Origin of the sequence: Dictyobacter aurantiacus (assembly GCF_003967515.1) — a bacterium.
Classification (GTDB): Bacteria; Chloroflexota; Ktedonobacteria; order Ktedonobacterales; family Ktedonobacteraceae; genus Dictyobacter; species Dictyobacter aurantiacus.
Map to the genome: position 1 here is coordinate 227,388 of NZ_BIFQ01000002.1, position 12,909 is coordinate 240,296.

Below are 12,909 nucleotides of genomic sequence, written 5' to 3' on the forward strand. Positions count from 1 at the left end.
CCATAGTGATCCAAATTGACCAGACAAGCGTAGTGCTCAATAGAAAAATGAAAGGAGCCAATTATAATCATGGCAAATATTCAGAAAACCATAGCGCTTGTCTTCGGTATTGTTTTTCTCTTAATCGGTATCCTCGGTTTCGTTCCAGCATTAACTCCCGGGGGTGCTTTACTGGGGCTGTTTATGGTCAACGGCGTTCATAGTGTCGTTCACCTGCTGTTCGGCGTGCTTGGCATCGCTGCCGCATTTACAGGAATGGGGCGCCTCTACAACAGGGCTAGTGGTATCATCTATCTGCTGATTGCTATCCTTGGCTTCATCCCTGGCCTTGCTCCCAATGGCATGCTCCTGGGCCTGGTCATGATCAATTTAGCGGATAACTTTCTTCACATCGTTATCGGTGTCGTGCTCACCCTCGTTGGCTTTGCCCTGCAGGAGCGTGCCACAATCGCTCAGAGAGCGTAACCATTGCTGTCTGTAAGACAATATCAATGGAGTCTATTCCCAACGTTGATTTCATCTTCACACTATAAAGAAGCTGCTGTTCTGTAATCATGTGCACAGGACAACAGCTTCTTTATATTTATTTAGATAAAAGGGGATTGCGTTTGGGAACTTCTGCTCACCAGAATACCCATAACAGTGAAGTTATTTAAAGATGGTTGATGTAGCAAACCACTGTGGTACAATGCGAAAAAGGCCTCCTTCTCAAACAGGGCGGGCGAATCAAAAAAGCGGGATACAGATAGAGCCTCCAGACTATAGCTATCACCAGGACATGGAGGCCAATATTCGAGAGGAGCTCGAACTGATTATGGGCAACCATCCAGCAAGCAAGGAACGCGACCAGAATGTCATTCGAATCGAGCCCTGGGGAAAGGACGACCTGGATATCTTAAAGAAGACGCTGGGTGATCCAACTATAACCAGGTATCTCGGTGGGCCCGAGAGCGATGAGCAACTTGCCAGGCGGCAGGTCCGCTACGAACGGCTCACGGATGAGGGGAAGGGGCGCATGTTCAAGATTATTCACGTGGCTACAGGTGAGGCGGTCGGCTCGGTTGGCTACTGGGACACCAACCACAATGGCGAGGATATCTACGAAACCGGCTGGCTCGTGCTCCCCACCTTTCAGGGCCAGGGGATCGCGAGCAGGGCAACCGCCCTGGCCATCGCTCAGGCCCGCCTGGATGGTAAGTATCGCTTCCTGCATGCTTTCCCATCCGTTGAGAATCAACCCTCAAACGCGGTCTGTCGCAAGCTGGGGTTCACCTTGATTGAGGAATGCGAATTCGAGTATCCAAAAGGCCATTTTATGCGTTGCAATGACTGGCGCATTGACCTCTCTGTAGATAATGCGAAACTAGCTTGACATATCAGGAGCAGATCCGATGGAAACTGGTGTTGAGGCAACGTCGAGACCAGAGATTCCGGCCATTAAAGAGCATTCTTTGCTGGGTAGCCTGGAATCGATGCGCAGGGATCGACTGGCGTTTCTGCTGTCCGTGGCGCGTCAGACGGGCGATATAGGCTCCTTCCGGGTGGGACCAGCCCAGATGCTACTACTCAATTCGTCCGAGCTGGTGCACGCGGCCCTGGTGGAGCACGCGAACGACTTCGATAAGGGCTTTATTATACATCGCGCCTTCCGACCCGTCCTGGGTGAAGGTCTGTTCAGCAGCGAGGGCGAGCTGCATCGCCGCCAGCGCAAGATTATGGCTCCGTCTTTCCAGCCACGACACATCGTCAACTACGCACAGACGATGGTGGAGTATACTGAGCGCGCGCAGCAGGACTGGCAGGATGGCGCGACCCTGGACATGAGCCGCGAGATGATGGCACTGACCATGAGCATCGTTGGGAATGTGCTCTTCCAGACCGATGTGTTGGCGGAGACTGATGAACTTGGCGCCGCCCTGAGCACCGCGCTGGCCTATATCAACTATATCCTTTCGTCCTTCTTTCCTCTCCCACTCAACTGGCCAACGGAGCGCAACAGGCAGACGCGAGGAGCGCTGGAACTGCTCAATCGGCGCATGCAGAAGATGATCGAGGAGCGCAGGGCCAGCGGCGAACAGGGAGACGATTTCCTGTCCATCCTGCTGCGGGCACGCGACGAGGATGGAGCCCCGATGAGCGATCAGCAGATCAAGGATGAGGCCCTGACCCTGTTTGTGGCCGGACATGAGACGACAGCTGCTGCTTTGACCTGGACCTGGTTCTTACTTGCCGAGCATCCTGACATCTATCAACGCCTGCGTGACGAGGTAGATTCGGTTCTGCAGGGCCGCTCACCTACCTACGCCGACCTGGCGCGACTCCCCTATACATTACAGGTCTTAAAAGAGAGCATGCGCCTCTATCCACCTTCGATCGCCCTGGTCCGGGTGGCTCTGCGACCGGTCGACCTGGGACCCTACCATCTGCGCCGGGGCCAGACGATTATGATCGTACCCTACACGATTCAGCGCCGCCCCGACTACTTTCCCGATCCCGAACGCTTTAATCCAGACCATTTTCGACCCGAGAATGAGGCCCGCCTGCCACGCTTCGCCTATCTGCCGTTTGGCGCCGGGCCACGTATCTGCATCGGTAACCATTTTGCTCTGATGGAGGGCCATCTGCTGCTGGCGGCGCTGGTGCAGCATGTCACGTTCTCGCTGCTACCAGGTCAACAGATCATTCCAGATAACGATAAAACCATTACCATCCGGCCCAGATATGGGCTGAAGATGCGCGTCCAGCGCCGCCACCAGGTGGTCTAGCTGACCAGGACCTCAAAGGGCTCGCCCGCTTTGTAGACGCTTGTGCTGCCCGCCCGATACAGCGTGATGGACCCCTTGCCGTACGCGCGCCAGGTGTTCCTTTGTCCGGTGTCTACGTCGTTGATCATGCCCGTCTGCTCATCTATCCCTAGCAGAATGGTATCGGGCAGCAGGCTGGTTAGCTGAGCGGCCCAGTTTTTACCAAAAGCGTTGTGATGGGGCAGGACGCAGGCCCGGGGTATCAATCCCAGTCCTTCGACGACCTTTTTGCTCTGCGGATCAAAGTAGTACTGGCACAACACCATAGCGCCGGCGCTGCTGCCCGCCAGCACGGCTCCGTGCTCGTATGCCTGCCGCATGGCGTCCCAACCCTTGCTTCGAAGCAGCGTCTGCCCCAGGTGATGTGGAAATCCTCCCAGCAGATAGATTAGCCGGGACTGGTTAAGCGCGACGATAATCTCTTCCGCGTTGGCCGAAGCCTTATCGATCAGTGGCAGTGACCTTACGTCCGTCGCGCCCAGGTGCTGAAACCAGTTGACCCCATTCATGCCCGCCCGTCGATGATTGTGGTCCGGGGCGGCGGCAGTCGGGATGATGCTGATCATAGCATCCATCCCACCGGCAAGCTCGATGGCACGGCGATCAGGCTCCGCCATCTTGCCACCAAACTCATCGCCGCCCTCTAGTACGATATAACCGCTCATCATTGTTTCCTTCCTACATGTGGTAACTTCGTCGTCAACCATGTAACCTTATGTTATATCATTTTCCACCGCCGTAGGTGCCGGGCTTGCCCCGGCTTTTCGGGCTTGCCCCAACGCAACATGAAATTCATCGTAGGTGCCGGGCTTGCCCCGGCTTTTGTCACGTCGCAACCCCGTCCCCGGGCACCCACGTCCAACCATTATTTCAGATCTGCCATCAGATCCTGTTGTAGTTCTCCCGCGACCGGTTGTAGGGCGCTGCGTACCAGCACGAAGTATTCGTAGCCGAGGGCCTGCTCGCGTTGCGCCTCGGGAATAGTAAACATGAAACTGTCGGGCGCGATCTGCGTCTTGTGGGCGGCGAAAGCCTTCATCTTATGATCAATATACTCACACACATCGATCCTGGCGGTGATGAGCTCGTCAGGAGTGCCCATAATGGCGGTGTTCATGGCCGGATTGTTCCAGGGGCCGGGTGCACCAGACCTCTGCATCTCTTTCATAGCTTCAATCATCGCTGAGCGCGGCATGGCTGTGTAGTAGAGGCGCGACGGCTGCCAGGCTGGCAAACTAAGATCGGGGAAGCAGCGGGCATCTCCAGCGGCGTCAAAGGCGGCGTTGGTGACGCGATTGGCCTGGATGTGGTCGGGATGGCCATAACCTCCAAAGGCGTCATACGTGACCAGCACCTGCGGCTTGAGCTCACGGATCAGGGCGACCAGACGTCTGACGGCCTCGTCAAAGACGGCCCGGTAGAACGACTCGGGATGGTTATTGGAGGGCGTGCCCGCCATACCGGAGTCGCGGAAGCCGAGCAGGCGCGATTCCTGAATGTTGAGGGCTTCAACCGCCGCCTTCAGTTCCTGTCGACGCACTTCGGCCAGGCGTGGGAACATAGCTTCTTTCGCCTGCTCATCCAGTGCAGGATCAACGATCTCCCCTTCTTCACCAAGGGTGGCCGTTACCAGTACGGTGCGTATTCCCTGCGCCGCATAGCGTGCGAAGGTTCCTCCGGTACCAAATACTTCATCATCGGGATGGGCATGGACGGCCATAAATGTTAGTGGCTCTTTCTCAGTCTGCGACATCTATTCTTTCTTTCCAACTCAATATCTAACTTCTGCCATATCACCACATTATAGCACCCGGGCTTGCTTTTGTTGCTCCTGGTGTGGTATTATCCATATATGCCTACCCCCTGGGTGTGGGTTTACAACAAATAAAGAAGTTGCTGTCATTGAAAGGATACATACGATGACCACACATACACATGAGATTACTCTCTCCGTTCCTGATGTAAGTTGCGAGCACTGTGTAAAGACCATCAATCAGGCCCTGGGCAGCCTGGATGGTGTCCAGTCGGTCAATACCGATATCCCCACTAAAAGCGTCCACCTCAACTATGATCCTTCTCACATCTCCCTGGAGAAGATTGAGGAAGTGCTGGACGACGCCGGCTATACTGTAGCCAGATAAAGTAAAAAAACGCGAAAGAAGGTATTTCATTGCGAAATGCCTTCTTTTTCTTTTTATCTCATGGTTAAAATCTGTCTTCATAAAGCGTCTTTTTTGGTAGATGTACAGAAAGGACGTCCACATAGATATGTTTTTCCGGCACGTATCCCCCCGTCAATCTCTCTTCTTGAAAGCACTCTTGCTCGCCACGTGCTTGCTGCTGTTCCTGCCAGTGTCCGCTCAGGCGTGTGGTGGCCTGTTCGCCGCTACCAGTCAAGGCCGGGTCAGCCAGGACACCGAGCGCCTGCTTATCACCATTGGCGCTCAAAAGACCACCCTGTATGAACAGATACGCTATCAGGGCAATGCCCACGATTTCGCCTGGGTGCTCCCGGTGGCGACGGTTCCAACGGTCAATACCGCTTCGCCGGCGCTTTTTAATCAACTGGAAATGGTTACCGCTCCTCGCTTTCTCGAGCCACCAGCCAAAAATTGCAATTCCGTCGATATCATGAAATCTCTGTTTGACAATGGAACCTACGGTGGCGCCAGAGCTCCAGCCAGTAGCTCAAAGGTTGACATCTATTCAGGAGGATCTGTGGGGCCATTCACATACCAGGTCATTCGCTCGGACAATGCCGGAGCGCTAACATCATGGTTGCAATCCCATCAGTACGCAGTTCCAGCTAATACCTCCACTCTGATTCAACCTTATGTACAGAATCATATGTATTTTCTGGCCATGCGTCTGCGTACACAGGGGAACGTGACCAATATCGCTCCGGTGCAGGTCACTTTCCCTACCGTCATGAAACAGGTAACGATCCCTATCCACCTGGCAGCGGCCGACATCCAGCAGCGCATGCGCATGGAGGTCTCGATCCTGGCGTCGCAGCGCTTTGGCTCCCAGAATTACCAGGATGTGCGGGTGCACCCTGCTACTATTACTAATGCCGATCCTGATCCCGTACAGAAATACCACCAGATCGCCGATAGCGCCATCCAGCAGGCGGGAGGCTACGGCATCGTCACGGAATACGCGCAATCAATCAGCTCCTATGAGCTTGGCCCCTACCTGGCGGACAACTCTATCTCCAACCCATACATCACACGCTTCTATACCAGCTACACCCCCACACTGATGCAGCGTGACCCCACCTTCGTAGCGCGACCAGACCTTCCCAACCTCAGCACAATGATCCCGCTCAAGGATGTATCTGCTGCACCAGATTGCACTGCCGTCTACTTCCGGGATGCCGCCTGCCTGACCGTCTTCCCTATCATCCCAGGCCTCATCCTCATCACCGGCGTCATCTGGCTCTGGAAAAAACGCAAGCACAGTTAATAAGATAATTACTTGTCGGTGGTGTATGAGTGACGCCGTGGCGCCACTCATACATCACCGACAAGTAATTATCTTGAGCGCTGCAGATGCGTATCGTCAGAGGCCGAAGGGGCGCATTCAGCAATAAACAACATGAATGCCCGGTCTCATGAGACAATGAGACCGGGCATTCATGTCACATTAATCTTTGAGCATTATCATTTACCTACAAGCTCAGCAAGAGCTTTGCTTGTTTAAGAATATATTAGATTAAATATGCAATCAAAAGCGTCTTTTTTATTGGTTACACGTTTCCTATAAGCGCTGTAGCCAGGTTAATCAAATTTAAGCTATACTAAAGGATGGAGATGGCATACAGTCTTTTTTCAGCTAATATTCATCTTGTGGCTATGAAATGTTCTACAATTTTTTCATGCTTCGCCAAGCTCTTCAAACAATAAAGGAGAACACGAGATGGTGGTCGCGAACTTCTATACAGATGGTGAATATCTACAGAAAAATCCGGGCTGGCACATTGATGCGGCACAATGGAAAGCTGATAGCGTACTGCAAATGATCAGGCGCAACACGCTTTCACCCCATACCGTCTGTGACATCGGCTGCGGGGCCGGTGAAATGCTGCGCATTCTACTGCAGAACCTTTCAGAGCAATGTACCTTCGATGGCTATGACATCGCCCCACAGGCCATCGCGCTGGCGAAGCAACGTGAGACCTCACGCCTCCACTTTCACCTGGCCGATTTTTTTCAGGAGTCGGCATCTACAAAGTACGATCTCATCTTGCTGGTGGACGTACTTGAACATTTTGAGAATTGCTTTGAGATCCTGCGCGTGTTGAAATCCAGAAGCAGGTATAAGATCTTTCAGTTGCCCCTTGACCTTTCAGTGAATTCGATCGCGCGCAATCAATTAATAGATTATCGCCACGCCACTGGTCATCTCCATTTCTTCACCAAAGATATCGCGCTGGAGATTCTGCGCGACTCTGGCTATGAGGTGCTGGACTATTTTTATAGTCTCCAACCACTCGACGCCACGCCCTGGTCGCACGGAAGCAATCCCAAACAGGACCTGATCAAGGCTCTGCGCATAGCGAAGAGGAGTCTGCTTAGATTGCCCGGTAAGCTTTGTTATGAGATCAATCCCGATCTGGCCGTGCGCATCTTCGGCGGCTGGCGCCTGGTGGTCCTGGCCAAATAGCTCCTCACTACATCACCAGGAACGGAGAGTAAGGAACAGTTGAGGAGATGGCCAGGGGCAACCGCCCCTGGCCATCTCCTCAACTGTTCCTTACTCTATTCCTTGAAGCGAATCAGCTGCCGAATGGCCGTTCCCTGAGCCAGGCGGTCAAAGCCAGTGTTGATCTCCTCCAGGGTAATCGAAGGACTAAGCAGCTCTTCCAGCGGCAGCTTACCGGTCATGTACAGGTGAGCCAGGCGCGCGATGTCGCGACGCGGCACCGCCGATCCCATAAAACTTCCCTGAAGGACTTTTTCCTGCAGAACCATAGCGGCGGCATGCACCGAGACGAATTTGTCGCTGGGTGGAATGCCTACGGCGATGGCCTTTCCGCCCGGTCGAATGGCGCTGAAGGCCTGAGCCAGCACATTGGTATTGCCCACAACATCAAAGGCATAAGCAGCTCCCCCGCGAGTCAGTTCCCTGATGGCGGCGACTGGATCATTCTTGCTGGCATCAATGGTATGGTCGGCCCCCAGCCGAAGGGCCAGATCAAATTTGGAGGGGAGCATATCTACGGCGATAATCGGCGAGGCTCCGGCCAACTTCGCGCCCATGATCGTGCTCAGGCCAACACCGCCCAGTCCAAAAATAACAACAGATTCACCAGCCGCGACCCTGGCCGTATTCACGACAGCTCCTACACCTGTGATCAGCGCGCAGCCCAGCAGAGCAGCTTTATCTAGCGGCACCTCGCGATCTATGGCCACCAGCGATTCCTGCGATACCACGGTAAATTGCGAAAAGGCCGAGGTGGCCGTAAAATAGCTGATCGGCTGTCCACCGGCGGTACTGAAACGTCGCGCACCACTGAGCAAGGTACCACGCGCATTGGCGACGCTCCCGTTCTTGCATAGCACGGGGCGCCCCACAGCGCAGTTGTCGCAGTGACCGCACATGGGCACAAACGAGAAGACCACATGATCATCAACCTTGAGATCAGTAACACCCGACCCGACCTCACGTACGACACCGCTGGCCTCGTGCCCCAGGATCATCGGGTTGGGCAGTTGCGGATACATCGAGCCATTAATCACCGAGAGGTCCGAATGGCACAGACCCGCGCTCACCACCTCCACCAACACCTCACCCGGACCCGGCGCGGCCAGTTCAACCTGCTCAACCTTCAATGGCTTCGAATCCGCATAGGGGGCAGCCTTGCCCACCTCGTACAATACGGCAGCCTTAACCTGCATTCTAACCTCCCATATGTCCGGACCTCGCGTCCGATTTTTTTCTCTCTCCGCCCATCGCGTAGGTGCGAGGCTTGCCCTCGCTTAAACTGCTTCGGCTTCTTCATTCTCAAGGGTATGATAGACCTGTTCAAGGCTCTGGGTGCGGGCGCGGCTAATGCGCTTGAGCCGCTTCTCAAATTGCTGGCGGGCGTAGTCGCGAATAACGTCTGGCGTGCCATCCTGCTCCTGGTGGCGGGCGATGGCCGCGAACAATTCATTCATGCGCGCCTCAACCTGCGGCCATAGGTCCGGATGCTCCGCCACTAACCGCGAGATCAAAAAGACACCATAGGCGATGTGGCGCGATTCATCGCGCTTGATCAGGGCGATCCCTTGTCGGAAGCCGGGCATGATGTTTCCCTCATCCAGCATACGCGCAAAGCTGAAATATCCGGTCTCCGCCAGCACTCCCTCGACGATCATATTGTAGAGTACGGACGCACGCGCCTGGTTGAGGGGTGAAGGATCGGTCAGCAGCAAATTCATGGTGCGCGGCAACTCGTCGGCAAAGATATCGCGCCCGCCGCTGGCTCGGCGTCCTTCGTGCAGATCGTTGTGCTCCTGCATGACCTCGTCGAGCACACGACGAAAGAATTCGGTATGCTTGGCCTCCTCCCACAGGAACGTGGTCAGAAACATCTCCTCTTCCAACCGATTCTCGCGCGCAATCGTCATGATCAGGGGGAGCAGATCAAGGGTAACCGCCTCTTCGCCCGCCTGAAAGGCGATCACGCTGCGGCGCACGGCCTCCTGCTTCTCATCGGACAGACTTAACCAGTCCTGGCGATCGCGGGAAAGATCGATGGCCCGTGGGTCCCAGATGCCAAGCCTCTTGGCTTTCTGGTACAGACGCATCGGCAAGATATCCTGGCGCAGACCACTGCTGCTCAATGTCGTATAGGTCCGTTCGGGAACTGCTGTCATAGGAGCCCTCCTTGGCCGGATATGCATGTATGGCATTCAATACACATCAGTGTATTTTCTCCACAAGCGAAAGTCAAGCCACCACCGTAGGCGAGGATGCCGGGGGCATCCTCAACCAGGCTTGCCCTGGCTTTGTCGCGAAGCGACCCCGTACTCGGCCACCCATGTCCCCCCAACGACGCCATCTTTCCTGGCAAACGCCGCTGGCCTTTCTCTGTGCAAAAAATGACAGACATCCCGCAAAACCGCATCCATTGAATATTCGCTTAAAATATGCTACGCTTGTGCACAGACTTACAATATCAACAGTCCTCTACTTTACCGTGGATAGCGACAGACAAAAGGAATGAGCAGCATGCTATCACCAGCAGACATTCACCAGGATGCGTGAACGTCTGCTATCTTTTTCTATGATCCCATGACGGACCCGGAGAAGACCAGGGCTGGTCTTCTTCTCTACTATCTGCGAGGTCACGCCTCTAGCGACAGTGCAAAGGAGCCAGTGCATGGATTTTAGCCTGACCGATGAACAGAAGATGGTTCAGCAGACCGTTCGTGATTTTGTGAAACGAGAATTGATGCCCCTGGAGGGTGACGTGCTGCGCAATGAGCGCGAGAACCGCCCGGGCATCGAGCCCGCGAAGATCCGCGAGCTGCAACGCAAAGCCAAAGAGATGGGCTTCTGGGGCATCAATACGCCCGAGGAGTATGGCGGAGCCAACCTCGGTCCGCTGATGACGGCGGTGGTGAGCATGGAACTGGCGCGCACCTTTGTGCCATTCGCCTTTGGCGGCAACGCCGATAATATCCTCTATTACTGCAACGAAGAACAGAAACAACGCTATTTAATCCCTACCATCAACGGCGAGCGCCGCTCGTGCTTCGCGCTGACCGAGCCGGGTGCGGGCTCGGATGCCGCCAATATCCAGATGCGCGCCATTCAGGATGGCGATGACTGGATCCTCAATGGCGAGAAGGTCTTTATCACCAACGGCAATGAGGCGGACTTCGCGATGGTCTTCGCGATTACCGACGCCGAAAAAGGTGCCCACGGTGGCGTGACCTGCTTCCTGGTCGATCGTGACATGGGCTGGCACTCAACCTACATCCCGACCATGGGCGAGTGGGGACCGGCCTCTCTGTATTTCGAGAATGTGCGCGTGCCGTCCAGAAACATTTTGGGCAAGCTCAATGGTGGCTTCAACCTGGGGATGCAGTGGATCGGGGCGGGCCGCTGGGCCATCGCCTGCCGTGCGGTCGGGGTGGCCGAGCGCGCCCTGCAGATGGCTATCGATTATTCGCATACGCGCCACACCTTCGGCAAGCCGATCGCCGAACGCCAGGCCATCCAGTGGATGATCGCGGATTCGAACGTCGAGATCGAGGCGACGCGCTGGCTGGCGCTCTACGCGGCCTGGCTGGCGGAACAGAAGCAGGATAATCGCCATGCATCCTCGATCGCCAAACTACATGGCTCCAATATGGTCAACCACGTCATCGATCGCGTACTGCAGATTCACGGCGGCATGGGCTATACCAAGGAACTGCCGGTTGAGCGCTGGTATCGCGAGGTGCGCCTGTGGCGTATCTTCGAGGGGACCGATGAGATTCAGCGCTTCATTATCTCACGCAACCTGTTGCGCGGCCATGTCAAGCTCGGGGAGGCGCTTTAATGGCCTCTCCACGCAGGGCCGCGATCGTGGGTGTAGCCGAGTCAGACCTTGGTCGTACACCGGATAAAACGGTGCTCCAGCTGCAGGCGCAGGCGGCCCGGGCCGCCCTCGACGATGCTGGCCTGGCCTTCGCTGATGTCGATGCGCTCTTCGGCGCTGGCAACTGGGCCTGGTCCCCCAATCTGATGCTGGCCGAGTACCTGGGCATCCAGCCCCGATATACCGATTCGACCAATATCGGCGGCGCCTCCTTCGAGGCCCACATCGGACATGCCCTGGCCGGCATCGAGGCGGGTCTCTTCGAGGTAGCCCTGATCACCTATGGCAGTACGCAGCGCTCCGACCGTTCGCGCCAGCGCGCTCCCGCCGCCTTCAAGCTGACAGAGCAATTCGAGCCGCTCTTCGGCCTGCCGACGCCCGTGGGCGCCTACGCGCTGGCCGCCATGCGCCATATGCATGAATATGGCACGACCAGCGAGCAACTGGCCGAGGTGGCAGTGGCTACAAGAAAATGGGCCGTCATGAACGAGAAGGCGATGATGCGCGAACCGATCAGCATCGATGATGTACTCAACTCGCGCTGGGTGGCGGAGCCACTGCACCTGCTGGACTGCTGCCTGGTGACCGATGGTGGTGGGGCCGTAGTCGTCGCGTCGGCCGATCGCGCCCACTCCACACGCAAACCGCCGGTCTGGATCCTGGGCCACGGCGAGTCGCATACGCACAATACCATTGCCAACATGCCCGACCTGGCCAGTCATCGGTCGGCCATCACATCAGGCAAAGCTGCCTTCACCATGGCCGGCTTGACGCCTGCTGATATCGATGTGGCCGAGATCTACGATTCGTTCACAATTACGGTGGTAATGACCCTGGAGGCGCTGGGCTTCTGCGCGCCCGGTGAGGGCGGGGCCTTCGTCAGCGGACAGCGCACCGCCCCCGGTGGCCCCTTCCCGATGAATACCAATGGCGGGGGACTCTCCTACTGCCACCCCGGCATGTATGGCATCTTCCTGCTAATTGAGGCCACGCGACAGCTGCGTGGCGAATGCGCCGCCCGCCAGGTTGAGGGCGCGCGCGTCGCGCTGGCTCACGGGACCGGAGGCGTGCTCTCGTCGGCGGCGACGGTTATTCTGGGAAAGGATTGATTGAGCGTTATGTCTGAACAATTACCATCTTCGCTGCTTCAGCAGGATAGCGATTCGCGTCCCTATTGGGAGGGATTGGCACAGGGCGAGCTGCGCATCCAACGCTGCGCCAGCTGCTCTCAAGCGGTCTTCTATCCGCGCTCGCTCTGTCCCCACTGCCATGCCACCACCCTGGAATGGATCGTCGCCAGCGGCCGTGGACAGATCTATTCATACACCGTTGTCCACCAGGCCTACGGGGCGTTCGCCTCATCCACCCCATTTGTCGTCGCGCTCATCGAACTAGAGGAGGGCGTACGCATGATGTCGCGACTGGTCGATCCTCCCGATGAACACATCCAGATCGGAACGGCGGTACAGATCGTCTTTCAAAACGTCGGTGACGATCTCACGCTCCCCTATTTCCGTGTCCCATAAGTTC

General features: G+C 56.0%; 13 protein-coding genes. 9 read left to right on the plus strand and 4 right to left on the minus strand.

Going from position 1 to position 12,909, the window contains the following annotated elements:
* The first annotated feature begins 69 nt into the window (after window positions 1-69).
* From KTT_RS25805 to KTT_RS25815, 3 genes are all read left to right on the plus strand, one after another.
* Window positions 70-465, plus strand: coding sequence for a DUF4383 domain-containing protein (locus KTT_RS25805; protein WP_126600208.1), 396 nt, complete (start codon window positions 70-72; stop codon window positions 463-465).
* A 349-nt stretch (window positions 466-814) separates the two neighbouring features.
* The gene (locus KTT_RS25810) at window positions 815-1,372 is read left to right on the plus strand and encodes a GNAT family N-acetyltransferase (RefSeq protein WP_126600210.1); all 558 of its coding nucleotides are present in this window, start codon (window positions 815-817) and stop codon (window positions 1,370-1,372) included.
* Window positions 1,373-1,391: 19 nt separating this feature from the next.
* Window positions 1,392-2,765 carry a cytochrome P450 gene (locus KTT_RS25815; RefSeq protein WP_126600212.1) on the plus strand — a complete coding sequence of 458 codons (1,374 nt, stop codon included), beginning with the start codon at window positions 1,392-1,394 and terminating at the stop codon, window positions 2,763-2,765.
* On the opposite strand, the gene KTT_RS25820 is transcribed toward KTT_RS25815, so the two are convergent.
* Both KTT_RS25820 and mshB read right to left on the minus strand, forming a co-directional pair.
* Window positions 2,762-3,472, minus strand: a complete 711-nt coding sequence (locus KTT_RS25820) for a Type 1 glutamine amidotransferase-like domain-containing protein (RefSeq protein WP_160146141.1) — start codon at window positions 3,470-3,472, stop codon at window positions 2,762-2,764. The two genes, KTT_RS25815 and KTT_RS25820, sit on opposite strands and share 4 nt — an antisense overlap.
* A gap of 197 nt (window positions 3,473-3,669) precedes the next feature.
* Window positions 3,670-4,557, minus strand: a complete 888-nt coding sequence (mshB, locus tag KTT_RS25825) for an N-acetyl-1-D-myo-inositol-2-amino-2-deoxy-alpha-D-glucopyranoside deacetylase (RefSeq protein WP_126600216.1) — start codon at window positions 4,555-4,557, stop codon at window positions 3,670-3,672.
* A 166-nt stretch (window positions 4,558-4,723) separates the two neighbouring features.
* Here mshB and KTT_RS25830 point away from each other — a divergent pair, with 166 nt between their 5' ends.
* The 3 genes from KTT_RS25830 (at window position 4,724) to KTT_RS25840 (ending at window position 7,469) form a co-directional block, all read left to right on the plus strand.
* A complete protein-coding gene (locus tag KTT_RS25830; RefSeq protein ID WP_126600218.1) occupies window positions 4,724-4,945 on the plus strand; it encodes a heavy-metal-associated domain-containing protein in 222 nt (73 codons plus the stop codon).
* Between the two features lie 127 nt (window positions 4,946-5,072).
* Window positions 5,073-6,269, plus strand: a complete 1,197-nt coding sequence (locus KTT_RS25835) for a DUF2330 domain-containing protein (RefSeq protein ID WP_160146142.1) — start codon at window positions 5,073-5,075, stop codon at window positions 6,267-6,269.
* Window positions 6,270-6,722: 453 nt separating this feature from the next.
* A complete protein-coding gene (locus KTT_RS25840; RefSeq protein WP_126600222.1) occupies window positions 6,723-7,469 on the plus strand; it encodes a class I SAM-dependent methyltransferase in 747 nt (248 codons plus the stop codon).
* A gap of 95 nt (window positions 7,470-7,564) precedes the next feature.
* Here the strand turns inward: KTT_RS25840 and KTT_RS25845 are convergent, their stop codons facing one another.
* Window positions 7,565-8,704, minus strand: coding sequence for a zinc-binding dehydrogenase (locus KTT_RS25845; RefSeq protein WP_126600224.1), 1,140 nt, complete (start codon window positions 8,702-8,704; stop codon window positions 7,565-7,567).
* Window positions 8,705-8,785: 81 nt separating this feature from the next.
* Window positions 8,786-9,667, minus strand: a complete 882-nt coding sequence (locus KTT_RS25850; RefSeq protein WP_126600226.1) for a R2-like ligand-binding oxidase — start codon at window positions 9,665-9,667, stop codon at window positions 8,786-8,788.
* 506 nt (window positions 9,668-10,173) lie between these two features.
* Here KTT_RS25850 and KTT_RS25855 point away from each other — a divergent pair.
* From KTT_RS25855 to KTT_RS25865, 3 genes are read left to right on the plus strand one after another with little or no spacing between them, the layout of a single operon-like run.
* Entirely contained in the window at window positions 10,174-11,340 is a 1,167-nt protein-coding gene (locus tag KTT_RS25855; protein ID WP_126600228.1) for an acyl-CoA dehydrogenase family protein, read from the plus strand.
* On the plus strand, window positions 11,340-12,488 hold the full coding sequence (locus KTT_RS25860; protein WP_126600230.1) for an acetyl-CoA acetyltransferase: 1,149 nt from the start codon (window positions 11,340-11,342) through the stop codon (window positions 12,486-12,488). Before KTT_RS25855 ends, KTT_RS25860 begins: the two co-directional genes overlap by 1 nt.
* A gap of 9 nt (window positions 12,489-12,497) precedes the next feature.
* Window positions 12,498-12,905, plus strand: a complete 408-nt coding sequence (locus KTT_RS25865; RefSeq protein WP_126600232.1) for a Zn-ribbon domain-containing OB-fold protein — start codon at window positions 12,498-12,500, stop codon at window positions 12,903-12,905.
* Window positions 12,906-12,909: the final 4 nt, after the last annotated feature.

Excerpts from the sequence above, each read along its gene's own strand:
- KTT_RS25805 (WP_126600208.1), top strand. The coding sequence starts at position 70 with ATGGCAAATATTCAGAAAACCATAGCGCTTGTCTTCGGTATTGTTTTT.
- KTT_RS25810 (WP_126600210.1), top strand. The coding sequence starts at position 815 with ATGGGCAACCATCCAGCAAGCAAGGAACGCGACCAGAATGTCATTCGA.
- KTT_RS25815 (WP_126600212.1), top strand. The coding sequence starts at position 1,392 with ATGGAAACTGGTGTTGAGGCAACGTCGAGACCAGAGATTCCGGCCATT.
- KTT_RS25820 (WP_160146141.1), bottom strand. The coding sequence starts at position 3,472 with ATGATGAGCGGTTATATCGTACTAGAGGGCGGCGATGAGTTTGGTGGC.
- mshB (WP_126600216.1), bottom strand. The coding sequence starts at position 4,557 with ATGTCGCAGACTGAGAAAGAGCCACTAACATTTATGGCCGTCCATGCC.
- KTT_RS25830 (WP_126600218.1), top strand. The coding sequence starts at position 4,724 with ATGACCACACATACACATGAGATTACTCTCTCCGTTCCTGATGTAAGT.
- KTT_RS25835 (WP_160146142.1), top strand. The coding sequence starts at position 5,073 with ATGTTTTTCCGGCACGTATCCCCCCGTCAATCTCTCTTCTTGAAAGCA.
- KTT_RS25840 (WP_126600222.1), top strand. The coding sequence starts at position 6,723 with ATGGTGGTCGCGAACTTCTATACAGATGGTGAATATCTACAGAAAAAT.
- KTT_RS25845 (WP_126600224.1), bottom strand. The coding sequence starts at position 8,704 with ATGCAGGTTAAGGCTGCCGTATTGTACGAGGTGGGCAAGGCTGCCCCC.
- KTT_RS25850 (WP_126600226.1), bottom strand. The coding sequence starts at position 9,667 with ATGACAGCAGTTCCCGAACGGACCTATACGACATTGAGCAGCAGTGGT.
- KTT_RS25855 (WP_126600228.1), top strand. The coding sequence starts at position 10,174 with ATGGATTTTAGCCTGACCGATGAACAGAAGATGGTTCAGCAGACCGTT.
- KTT_RS25860 (WP_126600230.1), top strand. The coding sequence starts at position 11,340 with ATGGCCTCTCCACGCAGGGCCGCGATCGTGGGTGTAGCCGAGTCAGAC.
- KTT_RS25865 (WP_126600232.1), top strand. The coding sequence starts at position 12,498 with ATGTCTGAACAATTACCATCTTCGCTGCTTCAGCAGGATAGCGATTCG.